This is a genomic window from Paenibacillus gyeongsangnamensis (assembly GCF_027533625.1).
In the GTDB taxonomy this organism is placed as follows: domain Bacteria; phylum Bacillota; class Bacilli; order Paenibacillales; family NBRC-103111; genus Paenibacillus_G; species Paenibacillus_G gyeongsangnamensis.
In genome coordinates, this window is the sequence record NZ_JAQAGZ010000011.1 from 46,556 (window position 1) to 65,999 (window position 19,444).

18 protein-coding genes are annotated in these 19,444 nt (G+C 56.7%); 5 read left to right on the forward strand and 13 right to left on the reverse strand.

Translation table 11 applies throughout. The features are described from left to right. Window positions 1–35: 35 nt before the first annotated feature. Window positions 36–1,400: a helix-turn-helix domain-containing protein gene (locus O9H85_RS17530; protein WP_269882723.1), complete on the reverse strand. Its 1,365-nt coding sequence runs from the start codon at window positions 1,398–1,400 to the stop codon at window positions 36–38. A gap of 175 nt (window positions 1,401–1,575) precedes the next feature. Then, window positions 1,576–1,701, reverse strand: coding sequence for a hypothetical protein (locus tag O9H85_RS17535; protein ID WP_269882724.1), 126 nt, complete (start codon window positions 1,699–1,701; stop codon window positions 1,576–1,578). 232 nt (window positions 1,702–1,933) lie between these two features. On the opposite strand from O9H85_RS17535, the gene O9H85_RS17540 reads away from it, so the two are divergent. Further along, window positions 1,934–3,031, forward strand: a complete 1,098-nt coding sequence (locus tag O9H85_RS17540) for a citrate synthase/methylcitrate synthase (RefSeq protein ID WP_269882725.1) — start codon at window positions 1,934–1,936, stop codon at window positions 3,029–3,031. A 192-nt stretch (window positions 3,032–3,223) separates the two neighbouring features. On the opposite strand, the gene O9H85_RS17545 is transcribed toward O9H85_RS17540, so the two are convergent. The 9 genes from O9H85_RS17545 to O9H85_RS17585 all read right to left on the reverse strand — a co-directional run bounded on the left by O9H85_RS17545 (window position 3,224) and on the right by O9H85_RS17585 (window position 11,980). Then, window positions 3,224–5,044, reverse strand: a complete 1,821-nt coding sequence (locus tag O9H85_RS17545; RefSeq protein WP_269882726.1) for a cache domain-containing sensor histidine kinase — start codon at window positions 5,042–5,044, stop codon at window positions 3,224–3,226. Continuing rightward, a complete protein-coding gene (locus O9H85_RS17550; RefSeq protein ID WP_269882727.1) occupies window positions 5,045–6,064 on the reverse strand; it encodes a response regulator in 1,020 nt (339 codons plus the stop codon). A gap of 125 nt (window positions 6,065–6,189) precedes the next feature. Then, window positions 6,190–7,218, reverse strand: coding sequence for a glycoside hydrolase family protein (locus tag O9H85_RS17555; protein WP_269882728.1), 1,029 nt, complete (start codon window positions 7,216–7,218; stop codon window positions 6,190–6,192). Between the two features lie 76 nt (window positions 7,219–7,294). Continuing rightward, on the reverse strand, window positions 7,295–8,164 hold the full coding sequence (locus O9H85_RS17560; RefSeq protein ID WP_269882729.1) for a carbohydrate ABC transporter permease: 870 nt from the start codon (window positions 8,162–8,164) through the stop codon (window positions 7,295–7,297). 17 nt (window positions 8,165–8,181) lie between these two features. Continuing rightward, window positions 8,182–9,084, reverse strand: a complete 903-nt coding sequence (locus O9H85_RS17565) for an ABC transporter permease (RefSeq protein ID WP_269882901.1) — start codon at window positions 9,082–9,084, stop codon at window positions 8,182–8,184. Window positions 9,085–9,239: 155 nt separating this feature from the next. Next, window positions 9,240–10,427 (reverse strand): glucuronate isomerase, encoded by a 1,188-nt coding sequence (locus O9H85_RS17570; RefSeq protein WP_269882730.1) that lies wholly within the window; start codon window positions 10,425–10,427, stop codon window positions 9,240–9,242. A gap of 61 nt (window positions 10,428–10,488) precedes the next feature. Beyond that, window positions 10,489–10,860, reverse strand: a complete 372-nt coding sequence (locus O9H85_RS17575) for a cupin domain-containing protein (RefSeq protein WP_269882731.1) — start codon at window positions 10,858–10,860, stop codon at window positions 10,489–10,491. Then, the gene (locus O9H85_RS17580) at window positions 10,857–11,093 is read right to left on the reverse strand and encodes a GH36 C-terminal domain-containing protein (RefSeq protein ID WP_269882732.1); all 237 of its coding nucleotides are present in this window, start codon (window positions 11,091–11,093) and stop codon (window positions 10,857–10,859) included. Before O9H85_RS17580 ends, O9H85_RS17575 begins: the two co-directional genes overlap by 4 nt. A gap of 326 nt (window positions 11,094–11,419) precedes the next feature. After that, window positions 11,420–11,980, reverse strand: a complete 561-nt coding sequence (locus O9H85_RS17585) for a biotin transporter BioY (RefSeq protein WP_269882733.1) — start codon at window positions 11,978–11,980, stop codon at window positions 11,420–11,422. Window positions 11,981–12,100: 120 nt separating this feature from the next. Between O9H85_RS17585 and O9H85_RS17590 the strand changes: the two genes are divergently transcribed. Next, the gene (locus O9H85_RS17590; protein WP_269882734.1) at window positions 12,101–12,931 is read left to right on the forward strand and encodes an energy-coupling factor ABC transporter ATP-binding protein; all 831 of its coding nucleotides are present in this window, start codon (window positions 12,101–12,103) and stop codon (window positions 12,929–12,931) included. Then, entirely contained in the window at window positions 12,928–14,646 is a 1,719-nt protein-coding gene (locus O9H85_RS17595; protein ID WP_269882735.1) for an ATP-binding cassette domain-containing protein, read from the forward strand. Before O9H85_RS17590 ends, O9H85_RS17595 begins: the two co-directional genes overlap by 4 nt. Here the strand turns inward: O9H85_RS17595 and O9H85_RS17600 are convergent. Both O9H85_RS17600 and O9H85_RS17605 read right to left on the reverse strand, forming a co-directional pair. Next, window positions 14,618–15,265: a pectinesterase family protein gene (locus O9H85_RS17600; RefSeq protein WP_269882736.1), complete on the reverse strand. Its 648-nt coding sequence runs from the start codon at window positions 15,263–15,265 to the stop codon at window positions 14,618–14,620. The genes O9H85_RS17595 and O9H85_RS17600 overlap by 29 nt on opposite strands. A 2-nt stretch (window positions 15,266–15,267) precedes the next feature. Next, window positions 15,268–15,537 carry a pectinesterase family protein gene (locus O9H85_RS17605; protein ID WP_269882737.1) on the reverse strand — a complete coding sequence of 90 codons (270 nt, stop codon included), beginning with the start codon at window positions 15,535–15,537 and terminating at the stop codon, window positions 15,268–15,270. Between the two features lie 311 nt (window positions 15,538–15,848). On the opposite strand from O9H85_RS17605, the gene O9H85_RS17610 reads away from it, so the two are divergent. Together O9H85_RS17610 and O9H85_RS17615 are read left to right on the forward strand one after the other, a co-directional pair. Next, window positions 15,849–17,606: an ABC transporter ATP-binding protein gene (locus O9H85_RS17610; RefSeq protein ID WP_269882738.1), complete on the forward strand. Its 1,758-nt coding sequence runs from the start codon at window positions 15,849–15,851 to the stop codon at window positions 17,604–17,606. Next, on the forward strand, window positions 17,590–19,416 hold the full coding sequence (locus O9H85_RS17615) for an ABC transporter ATP-binding protein (protein ID WP_269882739.1): 1,827 nt from the start codon (window positions 17,590–17,592) through the stop codon (window positions 19,414–19,416). The genes O9H85_RS17610 and O9H85_RS17615 overlap by 17 nt, the downstream gene beginning before the upstream one ends. The last annotated feature ends 28 nt before the right edge of the window (window positions 19,417–19,444 follow it).

The following is a 19,444-nucleotide window of genomic DNA, read 5'->3' on the forward strand; positions in this document are numbered from 1 at the left end:
AACGCGAAAACCAGCCCCGTATCCGGGGCCGGCCTCTATGCCCGCTCTGCCTGCTGGCTTCGCTTCAATTCGTAGGACATCGGAAGAAGGCCGTTCTTGGCGACGCCCCGCTCTTGCTTCTTTCGGAATTGCGTAGGGGGCATTCCTTTCCTTTCGTGAAACAAACGGGAGAAATAGGATGTCGTCCATCCGAGCCGCTCGGAAATCTCCGATACGGTCAGTTGTGTTTGCTCCAGCATCTCCATGGCTTTCTGAAGACGGACCTCCTGCAAATATTGAATCGGGCTCATTCCGATGCGCTGGTTGAACATCTTGATGATGTAATGCGGGTGAAATCCGAAGTGGCGCGCCATATCGTCCAGCGTCAATTTATCCGCATAATGGTTGCGTACGTAATCGGCCATCGGGAACGACGCGAACGAACGGCCGTCCGTACCGTTGGCTAGCGGCCCGTTGTCCGGCAGCGGCCCCTGCATCAGCGTCAGCAGCACCGCCTTGACCCCGGCATCCACGCGATAAGGCATTAAAGGATGCGGGTCCATGCTTCGCTGCTCCAATGCGGGTACCCATTGCTCCAGCACCTCCGTCTCGGCGGCTTCGCTGATGCCCACCTTCGGCATGAGGAGAATCCAGCGCTCCAGCTCGTCGTCATGCAAAGTGAAACAAACGGCTAACGCCGAGCTGTCGACGGATAGGGTCAACCGGCCTCGGGTCCCCGGCTCAAGCAGGTAATAATAACCCGGCAGGAAGGCGTGAATCGAACCTCCCATCTCCAGCTCGCCTCTCCCTTTGCGGGCCAGAAGGAGACAAAAGTCACCTGCCGCTTCCGGCCAAGGCAGCTCTTCGCTAAAGCTGCCGGTTAAAGTACCGATCCAAGATGTCCTGAGCTGCGTGTCGCGAACCGAATGGATTTCCCGGTAAGCATTTGGCATGATCCCATCCTCCTTTAGGCTGTGCAACAGTAAATCGGACATTGTATTCGATATCGTATCGTCCTCCGTCAGCTTCTTCCCGCTCGCGTCGCTGATGTAAACGCTATCCAAAAAGGATACGGAAGGCAAAGCAGTGGAATCGTACTGCCCTATTCGTTCTCTTGATTCGTCGAATGTCGCAGCAGTTCCCAAATCTACGGTAAGCCATTCAATGCCGTCATCTTTCCGGTCGGCCGCAAGCGGCTGGCCGTAAGTCGAGGTATTGCCGTCAATGGCTGCCGCTGCACGGCCCGACGATGTATCCGAGCTCTTGGCCGAGAGCTTGTTCAATGCCAGGCTGTCGCTTTGAGCCGCTCCCGTTCCGGGGAGGAAACTGACAACCACGTGCACTCCGGTCAGGAATCTGCTGATCCGCCGCTTCCATTGCGCTTTATGGACATTCGATTCCCTCGCTTTCCGTATAGACACGATTTAATTTAAACCCATATTATACGGAATCGGAAGAAGGGGTATTACGCTGTTTTACGGTCCTATGTCGTTGTTTTCGATTTCGTCCGTTTCTTCGACGAAAACGGCTTTGTTCGTCAAAATCCGACGAAAATCCAGCCCTCCCTCCGACAAGGGCAGGCTGTGGTATAGGCCCTTAGCGGCGCCCGGCTTCCAGCTTCCTTTTAAGTTCCAGCAAAGCGGCATAGCGCAATTCCAGCGCCGCCTTCTTCTTCGGCGTCTGCGGATAAGACAACCGGCTCAGCGCCTCGCTCAGCTCCAATTCGAGACGGAGCCGCTCCTCCTTCGCGTTCGGCAGGTCCTTGGGCGGCAGCTGAATTTGCTCAAGCTCAGGCTCAGGCCATCCGTTCTGTTGACCGTCGCCTACTCCCGTCTCCTGCTGCCGCCTGAGTCATGTAATATTAACTTTTTTTATCACTATAATTTAAACATATAATTATACTTTATTCACTAATGAGAGTATGATAATAACAAATCAAAACGAGGTGATGAACATGGTCAAAGTAACCGGACTTGAAGGCGTCGTAGCCGCGGATACGGAAATCGGTTTGGTCGACGGCGAACAAGGGCATTTGATTTACCGGGGCTTCTGGGCCAAGGATTTGGCCGTAAGCCGTTCCTTTGAAGAGGTAGCCTATCTGCTATGGTTCAGGAAGCTTCCCGGGGAAGAAGAGCTTCGTACGTTTACCCAAAAGTGGCGGAGCTTGAGAGCGCTGCCGGTGTCCATCCGTTCGGTGCTGGAGCTGCTGCCTGCCTCCGTTCCGATGATGAGCATCCTCCAAACCGCATTGGCCGCCATGTCGGATGACGATCTCGTTTGGCCTCCGACGACGGAGCAAGCGATGCGGCTTACCGCGGTCGTGCCGACGCTGATTGCCGCCCGTTATCGTTTGCTGAACGGCCTCCCCGTGGTGGAGCCGGACGAGAATCTGGATCACGCGGCCAACTATTTGCACATGCTGTTCGGGCGTACACCGGACCCTGCTCATGTGAAGGCGCTTAACGCCTATCTGATTCTGGGGATGGAGCATGGCATGAACGCCTCCACCTTCGCCGGGCGCGTCGTTGCTTCCACGCAGTCCGATCTCGCTTCTTCGTTAAGCGCGGCCGTCGGCGCGATGAAGGGACCGCTTCACGGCGGCGCTCCTTCCGAAGTGCTCGTCATGCTGGACGCCATCGGAGAGAAAGCGAATGCGGAGCCTTGGCTTCGCGGCGTGCTGGAGAAGGGCGGCCGGCTGATGGGCTTCGGCCACCGCATTTACAAGACGAAGGATCCGCGGGCGGAAGCGCTGCGCCAGGTTACGGAAGGGCTCGTTTCCGACGACCCCTGGTTTGAGCTTGCGATCCATGTCGAAGCCGTTGCGCAGCGGCTGCTGGAGGAATACAAGCCCGGGCGCAGACTGTATACGAACGTGGAGTTTTTTGCAGCCGCCATCATGCGCGCTATTGCGCTGCCTGCCGAGCTGTTCACCCCGACGTTTACGCTTGCCAGATCGGTCGGATGGTCGGCTCACCTGCTAGAGCAGGCTCCCGTCAATCGGATTTTCCGGCCGCTCTCGCAGTACACCGGCCCAATGCCGGAAGAAGGATAACAGCGGCGTACGTCAAACAGCCGAAGATTCTCATCGAATCTTCGGCTGTTTGATTGTGCAGTGGCTGCAAGTACGGCTCTACATACTCGGCAAAATACTTTCCCCATTTTACGTTTGTTCGGTTTCATACGCTTCCAAGCGTAACGGCTATGACGGTATCCAAACTGTACGGATGCAGCCGTGGCGCTGCGTTTAGTCCGTCGGCTTCGTTTGAGCGGGCATTTCCAGAATAAATCTGGTGCCCTTCTCATACTCGCTTTCGATACGCAGTCCGTAATCATCGCCGAATACCATCTGTACCCTCCGATGCACGTTCAGAAGGCCGATGCCGCCTTTTCGGCCCTCCTCATCCGGCTTGCCCTCCGCCAGACGATTCTGATTCAGCTTGCCGCGCAGCTGCGCCAGCTTTTCCTCGGTCATCCCGACACCGTTGTCCTCTACGCTCACCCAGAACTTCCCGTTCTCTTCCCCGGCATCGATCCGGATGAAGTGGAAATCCTCCACGCCGTCCGGGAACGCATGCTGGAACGCATTCTCGACAAGCGGCTGCAGCGTGAGCCGCACCATTTTGTACAGCAGGTAATCCGGATTGACGGCCACGTCCAGCTCGAACTCCCGGCCGATCCGGTGGTGCAGCACGACCAGAAAGTACATCACGTGCTTCAGCTCGTTGGCCACCGTAATCTCTTCCAGATTCGTTTGTACCGAATACCGGAGCATATAAGCCAATGCCCGCACGATCTCCGAGATTTCCTCGGAATCCCGGACGACCGCATAGCACACGATCGTTTCCAGCGTATTGTACAAAAAATGCGGATTAATCTGCAGCTGCAGCGATTGAAACTCCGCCTTCTGGCGCTCCAGCTGAATCTCCTGCTTTTCCAGCTCGGCCTGATAAACCTTGTCGACCAACTCCGAGAGACGGTCCACCATCAGGTTATATCGCTTCATGAGCTCGACGACCTCATCGGTATAGTTCGGCAGCGGAATGACCGCCCAGTTGCCCTTCTCGGTCTGTCGCATGCCCTCCTTCAGCATCTGAATCGGCCTCGTGATGGATTTGCCGAACCGGTACGCGAGACCGAGCGCGATGACGAGGGTGAACAAGCCGACGACGATCGTCGTCGTCCGGATAGTCGATAGAGGCCTGCGCAGCTCCTCCATCGGCATGGAAACGGTCAGATGCCAGCCGGAATAGTCCGACTTCCGCGACATGTACATGCGCCGCTCGTCGTTTTCCGTATCCTCGAACAGGCCGGGACCGGCCTCGGTAATCTTCCGCTTCAAGCTGTCAGGAAGCGGCTTGCCGATTTGATCGGCCTCCGGATGGTAGATCACTTTCCCCTGCTCGTCCGAAATAAAAAAATAGCCCTTCGGCCCAAGATCGACGCCCTTCCACAATGCCGACAAATCGGCGGATCGCATCTCGATGGCGAGTATCCCTTTCATCTGGGTGCTGGACAGCCCTTTAATTTGGCGGACCAGGGTAAGCATCTGCATCCGCTGATCGGTTAGAATCGTGTTGTTCAGAATGGCGATATCGCCATTCGGATTCGTATTCTGCTTGAAGTATTCCAACTGCTTCAGCGTATCCGCTTTGCTGAACGATTGTTCATTCGTTTCATTGTAATAATAAACTGCGTTCCCATTGAAACTGATAGTATAGATCGCCGCAATTTCCGGATTCCGAATGAAGACGGGATTCACGCCCACATCGCGGATCAACGTCCGGTAACGGTAAAAATCGTACTCCTCCGGATGCTCCGGAAGATCGATAAATTCCTTCACCTCTCGGCTGGTTAGCAGCGATACCATCGAACGGGAGTAGGATTTGAGGTATAAATCCGTATGATGAACCGCATTGTTCACGATTTGGGTCATCTGGTTCTGAACGAGAACGTCCAGCTCCCGGGAAGACGTCGTATACGTGAACAGGCCAACGCTCGTCAGCGACAGACCGATGACGATCAGGAAATAAATCGACAGCTTCCGAAACAGGCTCGATCGCTTCATTTATTTGATCCCCAGTCCACTGCGGTATTCCGAGGGCGATACGCCCACGATTTTCTTAAACGTTTTCGTAAAATGGGGATAATCCTCGTACCCGACCTCGGCCGCTACATCGACAATCCGGATGTGCGGGATGGAGAGCAGCTCCTTCGCCTTTTCCATCCGTTTATTAATCCGGTATTGGACGAAAGTCTGATTCGTTAATTTCTTGAATAACGCGCTGAAATACGTAGGCGTCAGACCGACCATGCCGGCTACCTGCTCAAGCGATATTTCCTGCGACAGCCTGCTATCGATATAAGCCTTCGCCTCTTCCATCGGATCTTTGAAATGGCCGCTGCGCGAGGCTTGAAGACCATTCGCCATGCGCCGGAGACGCATCTCGAAGCTGTCCAGCGCTTCCTTCATGCTAACCGCCGGAAGGAAACCCGGATCAAGCTCAACGGAGTAGCTGCGGGCTTGAAACCGTTTGCTGAGCAGCACGATGCAATCTTCCAGCAGCTCGCGCAGCTGCGGCAGGCTCATGTCCGAGGCCAAGCAGCTGTCGCGCCATTCCGCCGTCAGCCGGTCCAGCTCTTCCATATTCAGCGACCAGATGGACTGCTCCAGCCGGTCTACGCGCTCCACGTAACGGGATACCGGAACGTAGCTGCGGGCCGGTTTCTTCAAGAGGTTGTCCAGCATGTCGTGGACGTCCTTCTTGGTAACCGGTTTCAGCAGATAATGCTTTACCCCGTAATTCAAACATTTCTGGGCATATTCAAAATCGTTATAGCCGGATATGACCACCGTCTGGATCCCCGGATATTGCTCGCTGATTTGCTCGCAAAGCGCAAGCCCGTCCATCTTCGGCATCCGAATATCCGTCAGCACGAGATCCGGCTGCGCCTCCCGGATCAATTCCATGGCGGCCGCCCCGTTCTCCGCCGTCCGGATTTGTTGAAAGGGGGGCATATAGTCCTCCGCCATTTTTACCAGACCCAGACGAATCACCGGTTCATCGTCCACTATGAGCAAGCGCATGGATTCTGGCCTCCTTTCTCCGCATGCCGTCACTGCATACGCCGCTCTTCTTCATCATACCGCCGGAGGGCCGGAACATCAATGGAATTGAGGTTCCGGCCCCAAGCACAAGCCTTCCGTCCGGATCATTCCGGAGCGATCGGAATCACCATATTCCATGTATTCGAAGCGTTGCGGAATCCCCCTGAGCCATCGGCCGTCGCCGCGAACAAATGCGTCGGCTTGCCGTTCTGGAACAGCAGGAATGGACGCTCCAGATTCCCCATCACTTGAACCGTGCCGTCATCCCAGGTGATACGGCGGGAATAGGCTTGGGGCTTCTCGGCGAGCCGCCAAGCGACGCCGTCCGGCGACCAGGCCTGAATGCCCCCGTGCTTCTCGCCTCCCAGATTGCCGTCCATGTCCTTGGCGATCAGCGCATAGCCGACCTCCGTCTTCCACACGAACGGATCCTCGATGTGGAAGCGCTCCGGAGGAAAGACGGGATCGTCGCTTAGCACCCGGTAAGGTCCGCGGTAATGATCCACGCGGGCGGCGCCGATCGTCATTTTGCCATGCGTATTGCCTTCGTACCGGCGCGCTTTGTAGATCAGCAGCACCGAACCGTCGTCATGCAGGCACGGAGCGGGGTTGGAGGTCAAGAAGCTGTCGAACCGGCCGGGCCGCGTCGGCATAATCGGCTGATCGAGCCTTTCCCATGGGCCGAACACGCTCTTCGAAACGGCCAGCCCGACGCGTTTATTAGCCCGTCCGGCGATGCAGCGCGGATCTTCCAAATCGTAGGCTTCTCCGGGCTGCACGTCCTCGAACGGGTGCGTCGAGCCCATGTAGTATAACAGGTACGTGTCGCCGAATTTTTTGATATGCGGATTATGGGTGCTGCGTCCGTCCCAATATTCCGCGCCCCGGGCAGGGAGAACGACCTCTTGAAACTCGTACGGGCCCTCCGGCGTATCGGATACGGCTCTTACGATCTCGGAAGCGACGATCCAGCCCGGGTGCATCGGCAGATGCTCGGGCCAGCGGGAAGCGAACATATGAAACCGCCCGTCTTCTCCCTGAACCACCGAACCGCACCATACCCAATGGCCTTCCATCCGGAAACCGCCGTTCTTCGGCGCCGGCAGCATGCGTTCCAACAAACTTCTCGTCATTGTCTGTTCCTCCTTAGGGAGTATTCGGAATAGAAAAGCCAAAATCCTCCTCCAGCATAGGAAGAGGACAAGCAATTTAGGACTTGATGGAACCGACCATCATCCCTTTAATAAAGTGCTTTTGCAAGAACGGATAAACCAGCAGGATCGGTATGGTGGCCAGAACGATAACCGCCATCTTCAAGCCTTCCGGCGAAAGCTGCGCGAGCAGCTCGTTGGAAATATCCGATTGCCCGAAATTATCCGTAAATATAATTTCCCTAAGACGGACCTGAAGCGGATACAGCTTGCGGTTATCGATATAGTAAATCGCCGCCGCATAGGTGTTCCAGTTCCCTACCGCGTACATGATCCCCATCGTCGCCATGGCCGGTTTGGACAGCGGAAGCACGATGTTCCAGATCAGCCGGAACTCGCCGCACCCGTCGATCCGGGCGGAATCCAGCAGCTCGGTCGGCAGGTTCATGAAGAACGAACGCATGACGAATAAGTTGTATGCGCTGATCATGGTCGGGAGCATTAACACCCAGAGCGTATTGAGAAGCCCGAGCTGCTTGACGATCAGATAGTTCGGAATGAGCGGCGCATGGAAGATCAGAGTGATCAAGATAATGATCAGAATGGCCTTGCGTCCGCGGTATTCCGGTCTGGACAGCGGATAGGCCAGCGACGCCGTAGCCGCGAGGTTCAATAACGTTCCGCCGACCGTGATGATCAGACTGTTCCGGAAGGCGAGCCAGATCGTCGTATCGGCCACAAGCAGCTTGTAGTTTCCTATTGTAAAGCCTACCGGCCAGAAGGATACGGCTCCACTGTTGATGGCTGCGTTATTGCTCAGCGATTGGGCCAATACATGAAGGAGCGGAAGAAACATGCATAAACCGATTATCGCCATGAGCACCAGGTTGAATCGTTCAAATGCCCGCTGCGCTCTGCTAATGATCATACGATGAATCCCCTTCCTTAGTACAGGCCTTCGCCGGTCGTTTTTTTGCTGAGCGTGTTGCCGATGACGATGAGCACGAGGCCGACAACCGATTTGAAGAGACCGATGGCCGTAGTGTAACTGTACTGCCTGTCTACAAGACCCGCGCGATAGACGTAGGTGTCGATAATTTCGCCGTTCTGGTTGTTGAGCGAGTTCAGAAACACGAAGACGCGCTCAAAGCCGAAATCAAGGAAGTTACCGATATGCAGGAGAAGCAAAATCATGATTGTCGGCAAAATCGTCGGCACCGTAATCGAGAAGGTTTGCCTTAAACGGCCCGCTCCGTCGATGACCGCCGCCTCGTACAGCTCAGGGTTGATTCCGGCGATCGCCGCCAAATAAATGATCGTCCCCCACCCGCTGTCCTTCCATATTCCCGAACCGATCAGAATGGTGCGGATGTAATCGTTATCCCCCAGGAAATAAATCGGCTGGAAGCCGAAGGAGCTAATGATGTGATTCACGAAGCCCGTCGTCGGCGACAGCAGTCCGACCAGAATGCCGCCGACGATGACCCACGAAAGAAAGTGAGGCATGTAAACGACGGTCTGGACAATGCGCTTGTATGCGGAGATGCGAATCTCGTTGAGCAGCAGAGCAAGAATGATCGGCACCGGAAACGCAAAGACCAGATCGTACACCCCGATAATCAATGTATTCTTCAGGATGATCAGGAACTCGGTATAAGCGAACATCCGCTTGAAGTGCTCGAGCCCTACCCACGGGCTGCCCGTTATGCCTTTGAAAATGTTATAGTTCTGGAATGCGATGACCGAACCGAACAAAGGCAAGTATTTAAAGATGATAAAAAAGAAAATGCCCGGCAACGAAATGACGTAAAGCGGCCAATACCTCTTTAACGTTGCGCCCCAGCTCATTTGAACTGCCGGAGCGCTGGCTTCGATGTGCTTGGATATAGCCGATTTGCTTGCCATGGTTAACCTCCCTCAATTCCTTATCCGTTGAATACCTCGATCATACTATGGGAACGGAATACGAGCCATGGCGTAACTTAGAAACCGGTTGTGTTTTTTTACGATTTGTAAAACCGGTACCGCTCCGCCGCGCTGTCATGAAGCCAGTTCTTCGCGACCTGAAGTGCAAGCTCCTTGTCGATCCAGCCCGACGCCATCCGCTCATACAGAAATTCCCCCAGCAGCCGCTTGACGAGCCGGATCTTGCCGTAGCTCCATTCGATACAACGGGCGTCGGAGGCGATGATCGAGCTCTTCATGGACGGAATCGCTTCGAGGCGGTACTGCATGGCGTCCCGATAGGTGCTGGCCCGGAAATTAAACCACCACATGCCCCCTACGGAAACGTTGGGAAAGTTCCAGGCGGCCTGCACGACATCCAGATTGTTCAGCTCCGAAGCGACGACGAGCTCGAAGGGGCAATGATACTTGTCAAACAATCCGGCAATCTTCAGAATGCGCTCCGAATCGTTCGCCGGCACGGCTTCCCCGCACCAAGAGCGCTCGACCCCGAGGAACAGCTGAACGAACAAGCCTCGCCGTTCGGCGGAGCCGCTGATGGCGTGCATAATCGCCATAAGGATCTCGTCCGGCTCGGAGTCCGCCCGAACGCCGTCCACCCGGTTGGCGCTGGACCCATAGCGGGGAAGCGTCGTCATGATGCCCGGATAACCCTTCTGCGTGAACGAAGCAAGGAGCTCGTCCAGCTCCGCGCCGACCGCCTCGAATTCGAAAGGCCGGCCTGTGGAGCGATGGATACGCCGGGTCCACTCGTTAATGCGGCCGTCAATCCGGGGGATCACGAGCGCATTGCGCCGCATGCCTTGGAAGGCCGCATGCTCGGGAATATTCGTAACGAATCCCCGAATCTGCATTTGGTCCGCCGCCTGCTGCGCCCAATCGGAACGGGCATGGCTCGCCTTCACCGCTTCGTCCGCTTCAAGCACGGACCGTTCATCCTTCAGATCGATCCCGTACAGCTCTTGGAAGATCCGGGTCAATACCCAGTTCATCAGCGTATTGCGCGAGCCTTGATAAGCGCTTAGAAACGCGCCGATCCGCTCATTCTCCGGCAGCTCCTGGGCATTCGCCGGATAGCCGGCCGCCTGCATCTCCCGGTTAAGCCAGAAGTAATGCGCGATTTCCCAGAAATCCTTTGCCGCGAGCCGGTCGCCCACCAAATGCGTATGGGTATCCAGCACATCCAGTTGATCGATTTCTTCCATAAACGACAGCTTGGACTCCATATTCGTTCTCCATCCTTTGTATGTAATGTCAATCCGTATCAGACGCCAAAGCGAATCACTTTCATTCCGGACTCCTTTGATTTTTATGCCTCAGAGGTCCCGCATGGCACCAGAGCGTTACGACGGGATCCTCCTCGCTGGAGATCAGATGATGGTCCTCCATCGGCTCAATGATGAGGATGTCTCCGGTTTGTACCGGATGCATCTCGCCGTTCAGCTCCATCATGCCTTTGCCTTGAAGGATGAAGAACGCTTCGCAGTCGTCCTTGTGCACGTGATAGTCGCGCCCGTCCGGACCGTCGTTCGTATGGCTGCGGTCTCCCGGCTTGGAAAAGGCAAGCCCTCCGCTGGACAGGAATTCTCCATCCAGCACGCTCTGAAGAATATGCCCCTCGCTCACATCCTGCAAATCCTTGAACCGGTATCTTCTCATCTTACGACTCCTCCTGTACTATTCTCGGCTCGCAGCCGGTATAGGCGGCTGCGGAAATCCCCTTTCCATACCGGAAGGTTAAGTCCCGCTCCCATCAGCTCGTCGCCGCCGAACAACGCCGGCTCAGACCCTTCGGCCGATTCGAGCACGGTATAATCCCAGTCCGGACGCAGCCCCTTCAGGCGCAGCTTCCGGAGGAATGTTTGCGATGAAGCGTCGAAGACAATGCTCATGAAGGCCTCCCCGGCAAAGTTTTATCCCATTATAGATCAAGTCGGAGAGGCGGGCATATGGGTGAATTACTCATCCATATGTCTTAATTTACGATTTTGCAAAAATGATCAGGTTGCCGTAGTTCAGCATGTGCCCCGTTCGGACCGCACCAGGATAAACGGCTGCGCCGCCCTTGTCTTACAAGGACCAGCGCGTTTATCAAGGTTGATGCGAAGCTATAAGCTACGAAAACTTATAAATTCTTTTCAATTAAAAAAACCAGCGACCGAATGGATCGCCGGGATTTCTGTAATGCTATGCGATTGAGCATGGGATAAGCATGGATTTAACGGAGCCGTGAAGGAGGGAATACTTGCCGCACCGGCATGACGACGAACGCTGCGACGGCCGCTTTGATCGCATCCCCGGGCAAATAAGGATAACAACCGGCGATCATCGCCTTTTGCAGCGGCATGTGGGTGACGTGCGCAAGCCAAGGTACGCCGGTCATATAGAGCAGCAGGGAACCGAACGCTTCCATGACGAAGAACATCAGAACGATCGCGAGCGGACCTCTCCCCTTGATCTTGCCGGCAAGCAATCCGATGAACAGCGCCGCGAATGGATACATCCATACAAACCCGCCGGTCGCCCCTAGGATGAGCCCGATCCCGCCGCTTCCATGCAGCAGAGGAAGCCCTGCGGCGGTGAGCAGCACCACCAGAGCCATGCTGATGAAGCCGTACAGGGGACCGAGAATGGCGCCGGCCAGCATAACGATCAAATTCTGAAACGAAATGGGCACCGGCGTGAAGCCCAGGTGAATGTTCAGAAAGCTGGAGGCGACGAGCAGCGCCCCGAACAAGGTACTGAACACAAGACCGCGAATACTAATGGATGATGCCATTGAAATTTCTCCTTTTGATGTCATTGAAAATTCTCCTTTTATTTGTTAACCTATTATTATAGTCGTCGGTTAACAATTGCCATTTTATCACACCCTATTCCGATAGAAAAGAGTCTTTTTATGAAAAATACGATCTCCCCGCTTCTCCGTTTGGACGGCGTAACCGTCCGGCTTTCCGCCATGGAAGGTCCCGTCCTTTTGCTCGAGGACATCACTCTCGACCTCCATCAAGGAGAGTGGCTGGCTATCGTCGGTCCTAACGGCTCGGGCAAGAGCACCCTAGCCAAAGTCATCGCTGGGCTGTGCCCCCCGACGGAGGGAACCGTCATGACGGATGTGCAAGGCCGGGAATCCGCTTTCGTCCAAATGATATTTCAAAATCCGGACACTCACCTGTTCGGCGAGACCGTTTATGACGAGGTTTGCTTCGGGCTTGAAAATAGGGGCATCCCTGGAGAACAGATCCGCGAGCGGGCGATGGCGGCTCTGAGGGAGGTCGGTCTGGAGCACAAAGCGGACGCGGCCGTCGCTTCCTTGTCCGGCGGCCAGAAGCAGCTTCTGGCCGCCGCCGGCTGCCTTGCCGTCCGGCCCGATGTCCTGCTGTTCGACGAAGCCACGTCGATGCTCGATCCGCTCTCCCGCGATTGTCTGCTCCATACGGCCCGTAGATTGCAACAATCGGGCATGACGATCGTATGGATTACGCAGCTGCTGGAGGAGCTCGCCTATGCGGACCGCGCGATCGCTCTGGAGAATGGAGCGCAGGTGTACGAAGGCAGTCCGGAGCGTTTCTTCTATGAAGGTCCGGATGCCAGCATGTGCGAGCGGCTCGGCTTTCAGCCTCCGTTTACCGTAGCCGTCGCCCGCGGCTTGCTTCTGCGCGGACTGCGGCTAGAGCCGCTCCCGCTCACGCCGGAAGACTTGGCGAAGGCGGTGAGCTCGGCGCAATGATCCTAGCAGAACAAATCATCGTCCGTCCGGAAGGCCCGGAAACGAATGCGGCCATATTGGACGGCATCGATTGCCGCTTCGAGCCGGGGACCGTCACGCTCCTCGTCGGCCGGACCGGCTCCGGCAAGACGACGCTGCTGCATGCCCTCGCAGGCATCGTTCCGCCGGCCGGCGGAAGCCTCCGTTACGGGACGGAGCCCTTATGGAAGAACGGCCGCATGAACGATGCGGTCAAGCATAAGGTCAGTCTGGCCTTTCAATATCCGGAGCGCCAGCTGTTCGCCGAGACGCTGCGGAAGGAATTCCGCTACTCGCTGCGGCCCTTCCGGCTGTCCAAGGACGAAATCGAGCGGCGGGCGGCGACGGGACTGGAGCAAATGAAACTGCCTGCTTCCCTGATCGAACGGTCGGTGCTTACCCTCTCGGAAGGACAGAAGCGAAGAGCGGCCTTCGCCGTGACGTTGGCGGAGCAGCCAGAGTGGCTGCTCCTTGACGAGCCGACCGCCGGCATCGATCCGTCGGCTGTGCCGCCTTTATTGAACGCGGTCAAGGAGCATGTACGCCGCGGAGGAGGGGCCGTCATCGCCAGCCATGACCTCGATACGTTCTTTCCTGTGGCGGATCGGGTGATCGTTTTGTACGAGGGACGGATTGTGGCCGTACGACGTCCGGACGAGCTGATGAGCGATCCGCAGCCCTTGCTGCAGGCCCGGGTCGGATTGCCCGCCTCCTCCCGGATTGAACGAGAGCTCCGCAAGCTGGGCGTCTGCCTACGCGGGGCGCCCCTGCTTCCCGGGGACGCTGCCGAGGCGATCCACCTCGCGCTGCTGGAACGGCAGCAAGGCGCATTCGTACCGGATGCGCCTGACATGGAGCTCTATTCGGCCGCCGCCCTGGAGCCGGAAAACTTGTCCGGTGCCGTGCCGCAGCAGGATGCCCCCACTCCGGCACGGCTTGCCGGATTGAATCCGCTCACGAAGTGGTGGTTTTATTTGCTTGCGTCGACCGGCATGCTCATCCAGAGCCACGTCATCGGGCTGGCCGCTGCAGCCGCCGTCGCCTTCGCCTGCGTCCGGCTGTCGGGCGTACATGCCCGTACGCTGATCAAGCCGCTGAAGCCTTTTGCCATGTTCATGCTTTTATCGTGCTTTCTCTCCGGGCTTCAGCTGAACTTTGGGGGAGGCTCCCCACTCTGGCAAAGGTACGGATTCTCCTGGGCCGACAGCAGCAGAACGCTCGTCCAGCTGACCGTCCTGCTGCTGGTCATGCTGATGGGCATCCTGTTCGCCAAGGTCACCGGTCCCAGGGAGATGCGGACCGGGATGGAGCAGGGCTTATCGCGGCTGCGCCGGTTTCGCGTACCTGTAGGGGCCGTCACCTTATATACCGCGCTGCTGCTCCGGTTTATCCCTCTGCTGCACCGGGAGATCGAACGGATGTCGCTTATCATCCGTGCACGAGGGAAAGTTCATGTGAAGCCGGGCTCGATCCGCCTGCGCGACATGCCGGCGTTCATGATCCCGCTCCTGCTGTCGATGATGAAGCATGCGGAGGAGCTGGCGATGGTATTGGAGGCGAGAGGCTACAGGCTGCAAGCGGGGAACGCCGGCAGCGCCGAAGCTTCCGCCCCGTTGACGTCCGCCGACCGGAAGGTGCGCTTCGCGGCAGTTGCGCTGCTTCTCCTCTTCATCCTGATCGATCTTCTCCAGCTGTAGGCACCCAGCCGTCAGGACCGGAGAAGATCCGCTCCGGCGTCAGGTCGGCCGCCTCCTCCGCGCTGAGGAGCCTGGCCCACGGAGCCCGCAGCCCAAGGTGCGCACCGGCCCCGCTGCTCCCGTATTCCCCGAAGCGGGCCGTCCGCTCGTTGCCCGGATCCCTCCAGTTATCCCAACCCTCTCTTCGGATATGCGCCCCCATCCAGGTACGGACGAACAGCGTCTGTCCGAACCGCCGCCATGGTCTGGCGAGATACACGGTTTCCTCCGCCGCCGTCCCCGCCAGTCTGCAATCCAGGAACACATAACCGAATAAGGTTCGTTCTTCCGTAGAAGGCGCGGCGATATATCCTTGTCTTAATGAACGGATTTCACACCGGTCGAACACCGCCGTAGCGGCGCCGAAGATGAAATCGACATGCCCTTCGATAAGGCAATGCTTGTAATACTGCCGTCCTTTGGCGGTATAGAGCGTATCCTGATTTCCCAGAAGACGGCAATGCTCGAGCACCGTCCGCTCGCCGGAAGCATACACCGCAAGCGCTTGTCCGATCGGCTCCCCCCATCCGGCGTCATTCGCAATGGTCAGCCGTTCCGCTCGGAAATCGTTCCCCGCCACCGTCAGGTCGGCGTGGCGAACGTCCCGATGGCTTTGCCGTCCGGACCGGCCGTTCTGGCATAGGCTCCCGAAACCAGAATCGTCTCCTCCGGGCTTTCCCCGACGAGCCGGATATTCGGCTTGTTGTCCGGAATCGTCACCCGCTCCCGGTAAACGCCTTTCTTGATGAACAGAAGATGAGGCTCCTCCTGATGTACGCGCACGGCGTCGACCGCCGCTTGAATCGTCCTGAATTCCCCGCTGCCGTCCGCGGCAACCGTCCATTTTGGCATAGGTCCCGTCTCCTTTTATCCCTGAAAATCATTCGTCCGCGTTCATCGTAGCACATCCCGGCGGACACTCCCATAGACGGGCGGGCACGGACGGCAAAGATGTGATCTTAAGCTTATCCGCTCCCGTATTCCGTTTATAAAATCAAGTAATAATAAGCGAATGGAAGATAAACGCTATTCTTTCAACCGATTTTGAGGCATTCTCGGAAAATTCGGCACTTCTGGTTGCCTGAACTCGGGTGAAATATTTAGGATCCCTAAGTATAATATAAAGTTAGGATCAATTAAACTTACAGGATGTGGTAAACGACATGAAGGAACAGCGCTTGCTTGCGGATTATTTGCGCTCCAACTGGATTTTTTACGTATTCGCGATTCTTTCCACTACCGTTGCCAACATCGTCCAATCGTATTATCCCAAGGTGCTCGGCAGCTTTACGGATACGCTTCAGGGGGGACGGATAACCGAGGCGGTTATTGCGGATTATGCTTTCATTCTGCTTAGCATCGGCGTAGCTTACGGCATTCTGGGCGGGCTTGGGCAGTATACGGTCATGCGGCTGGGGCGGAAATTCGAATTCTCTACTCGACGGAAACTGTTCCGGCATTTTACGGCCCTCAGTGAAAGCTATTATTCCAAGCACGGCATCGGTGAGCTGCTCAGCTACGTCATGAACGACGTCACCTCCGTCCGGGAATCGATCTCCCAGGGGATCAACCAAACGACGAACGCTGTGATCCTCATTTTATCCGCGATCGTAATGATGTCCCTCAGTTCCATTCCTTTGTACTTGATCGGCATCTGTATATTGCCGCTGCTCACGATACCATGGATCGTCGTCATCTTCGGACCGAAGATTCGTAGCCGCTCCCGAAAAGTGCAGGAATCGCTGGCCAAAATGACCGAGTCGGCGGAGGAGCAATTCGGAGGCATCCGCGTGACGAAAAAATTCGCCGTGGAGCCCATTATGCGCGCCCGCTTCGGCGAAACGGTCGACCGCATCCGTGATAATCAGCTGCGGCTTGTAAGGCTGTCATCCTTGTTCCAAGCCATTTTGCCTTTTATGGGTGCGCTTTCTTTGATCATTACGATCGCCTTCGGCGGATATTTGACGATCAGGGGCTCCATCACGCTCGGCAATTTCGTCTCGCTCACGCTGTACCTCCGGATGATCGTCAACCCGCTTCAACAGATCGGCAACGTCATCAATACGATGCAGCGCTCCAGAGCCTCGCTTGAGCGGGTCAACAGCCTGCTTTGCGTCCGGCCCGACATCGTCGAAGCGGAACAAGCGGGGCCTCTTCACCGGCCGGAGGGCGGTATCCGCATCGAAGGTTTAACGTTTGCATACCCGGATTCTTCGAAGCCGGCGCTGCAGGATATATCGCTGAACGTAGCTCCCGGCAAGACGCTGGGCATCATCGGCAAGACCGGCAGCGGCAAAACGACGCTCGTCAAGCTGCTTCTCCGGATTTACGATCCGCCGGCAGGCACCGTGTGGGTCGGCGGCGAAGACATCCGGGAGGTCAGTCTGGAAAGCCTGCGCAATCATATCGCATACGTGCCGCAGGACGGCTTCCTGTTCAGCACGACGATCCGCGACAACATCGCTTTTTCCAACCGTGATTTGGAGCTTGCGCCGGTAGAGAAGGCGGCGAAGCAGGCGCAAATCTACGAGAATATCCTTGGATTCCCGGACCGGTTCGAGACGAAGCTCGGCGAACGCGGCATCACGCTCTCCGGCGGACAGCGGCAGCGCACCAGCCTCGCCCGCGGCTTCATCAAGAACGCACCGCTCCTGATCCTGGACGACAGCGTCAGTGCCGTCGATGCGGTGACGGAAACGAAAATCATCGAGAATCTCCGGCTCGGCCGCAAGGATAAAACGACGATCATTATCGCGCACCGGATCAGCGCCCTGAAGCACGCCGACGAGATTATCGTGCTGGATGAAGGACGCATCGTCCAGCGGGGCACCCATCGTCAGCTTCTCTCGGACAAAGAAGGAATTTATGCTGCGTTATACGCTATCCAAGAGGAGGGGACGCGCTATGCCGAAGGAAAATAACGAACGTCGGCCGGAGGAGGAAATCAGCAGCTCCTATCAGATCAGCAGCGAGAACCGGCGCGCCGCGTTCCGCGCCATGCTGGTTTACGCCCGGCCGCACCGCTTCACGTTCCTTACGGTGTTCATCTGCACCGCGCTGGCCATCTCGGCGGACCTGCTGCAGCCGTATCTCGTAAAGATTGCGATCGACAACAACCTGTTGATCGGCAAGAACGATTTCGGCGAGCTTCTGGTCATTTGCGGCATTTATTTCGGATTATCGGTTATCGGACTGACGTTTACTTATTTTCAGAACAATCTGCTGCAATTCGCCGGTCAAAACATCGTCGGCCGGATCCGCAAGGAACTGTTCGAGCATATCAGCAAGCTGTCGATGTCGTTCTTCGACCGTTTCCCGAACGGCAGTCTGGTCACTCACGTATCCAGCGATACGGAGACGCTCAACCAGTTTTTCACCCAAGTGTTTCTCAGCTTGATACGGGACGGCATGACGCTTGTTTTCATCATTGTGCTGATGTTCCATCTCGATCCGACGCTGGCCTGGTACAGCATGCTGCTGCTTCCGATTATCGCGGCCATTGCCATCGGCTTCCGTTCCTACATGCGCAAGACGTACCAGCTGACGCGGACCCGGCTTTCGCGCCTGATCGCTTTCACAGCAGAGAATCTTGCGGGCATGAACCTGATTCAAGCGTTTCATCAGGAGAAGCGGCAGGAGCAGTATTTCACCGACCGGAACACCAGCTACCTGGAGGCGAACCTGCGGGAAATCCGCACGAACGTGTTCTTCAACCGCTCCTTCGACCTGCTCGGCAACCTGTCGGTCGCTTTCTTGACCTGGATCGGGGGGAGAGCGGTGTTCCATCACGAAATCGAGTTCGGCGTGCTGTATGCGTTCATCACGTATATCCGGCAGTTTTTTCAACCGATCAACTCGATTACTCAGCAGTGGAACACGCTTCAATCAACAACGGTGTCCATGGACCGCCTGTGGCGTCTATTCTCCATGCAGCCGGAGATTCGGGACGCCGGGCAGCCGAAGTCGATTCCGCTTCCCGAAGTGAAGGGCCGCATCGACTATAACCATGTGCAGTTCGGCTACGCCGAAGGGATTCCCGTCATACACGATCTGGATTTGCACATCCGTCCGGGCGAGATGATCGGCATCGTCGGGACGACCGGCGCCGGCAAGAGCTCGCTGATGAGTCTCCTGTGCCGGTTCTACGATGTGCAGAAGGGCAGTATCCGCATCGACGGTACGGACGTGCGCGAAATCCCCCAGGCTACGCTTCACCGGATGATCGGCCTCGTGCAGCAGGAGCCGTTCCTGTACTCCGGCAGCATTATCGACAACGTGCGTCTCTTCGACGAGAGCATCTCCCACGAAAAGGTCATTCAGGCCTGTACGTTCGTCGGCGCGGATGCACTCATCATGCGGATGAAGGACGGGTACGATACGAAGCTGTCGGAACGCGGCAGCGGCCTGTCGGCAGGCGAACGCCAGCTAATCTCGTTCGCGCGGATCGTCGTGTTCGAGCCGAGAATTCTTATTCTCGACGAGGCGACGGCGAATCTGGACTCGCATACGGAGCAGCTGGTTCAATCCGCGCTGCAGATCGTTTCCGCCGGCCGTACGACGCTGGTTATCGCTCATCGCCTCTCTACCATCATGCAGGCCGACCGGATCATCGTCATGCGCCAGGGCCGCATCGTGGAGGAGGGCAATCACCAGCAGCTGCTCGAGAAGCAGGGCTACTACGAGCAGCTGTATAAGCATTCGCAAGGCAAGCCTGCGCTTGGAGCCGGCTAAAGCCGGAAGCGGGGCTGTCTCAAAAGGG

Excerpts from the sequence above, each read along its gene's own strand:
- O9H85_RS17540 (WP_269882725.1), top strand. The coding sequence starts at position 1,934 with ATGGTCAAAGTAACCGGACTTGAAGGCGTCGTAGCCGCGGATACGGAA.
- O9H85_RS17545 (WP_269882726.1), bottom strand. The coding sequence starts at position 5,044 with ATGAAGCGATCGAGCCTGTTTCGGAAGCTGTCGATTTATTTCCTGATC.
- O9H85_RS17550 (WP_269882727.1), bottom strand. The coding sequence starts at position 6,064 with ATGCGCTTGCTCATAGTGGACGATGAACCGGTGATTCGTCTGGGTCTG.
- O9H85_RS17555 (WP_269882728.1), bottom strand. The coding sequence starts at position 7,218 with ATGACGAGAAGTTTGTTGGAACGCATGCTGCCGGCGCCGAAGAACGGC.
- O9H85_RS17560 (WP_269882729.1), bottom strand. The coding sequence starts at position 8,164 with ATGATCATTAGCAGAGCGCAGCGGGCATTTGAACGATTCAACCTGGTG.
- O9H85_RS17565 (WP_269882901.1), bottom strand. The coding sequence starts at position 9,084 with ATGAGCTGGGGCGCAACGTTAAAGAGGTATTGGCCGCTTTACGTCATT.
- O9H85_RS17570 (WP_269882730.1), bottom strand. The coding sequence starts at position 10,427 with ATGGAGTCCAAGCTGTCGTTTATGGAAGAAATCGATCAACTGGATGTG.
- O9H85_RS17575 (WP_269882731.1), bottom strand. The coding sequence starts at position 10,860 with ATGAGAAGATACCGGTTCAAGGATTTGCAGGATGTGAGCGAGGGGCAT.
- O9H85_RS17580 (WP_269882732.1), bottom strand. The coding sequence starts at position 11,093 with ATGAGCATTGTCTTCGACGCTTCATCGCAAACATTCCTCCGGAAGCTG.
- O9H85_RS17585 (WP_269882733.1), bottom strand. The coding sequence starts at position 11,980 with ATGGCATCATCCATTAGTATTCGCGGTCTTGTGTTCAGTACCTTGTTC.
- O9H85_RS17590 (WP_269882734.1), top strand. The coding sequence starts at position 12,101 with ATGAAAAATACGATCTCCCCGCTTCTCCGTTTGGACGGCGTAACCGTC.
- O9H85_RS17595 (WP_269882735.1), top strand. The coding sequence starts at position 12,928 with ATGATCCTAGCAGAACAAATCATCGTCCGTCCGGAAGGCCCGGAAACG.
- O9H85_RS17605 (WP_269882737.1), bottom strand. The coding sequence starts at position 15,537 with ATGCCAAAATGGACGGTTGCCGCGGACGGCAGCGGGGAATTCAGGACG.
- O9H85_RS17610 (WP_269882738.1), top strand. The coding sequence starts at position 15,849 with ATGAAGGAACAGCGCTTGCTTGCGGATTATTTGCGCTCCAACTGGATT.
- O9H85_RS17615 (WP_269882739.1), top strand. The coding sequence starts at position 17,590 with ATGCCGAAGGAAAATAACGAACGTCGGCCGGAGGAGGAAATCAGCAGC.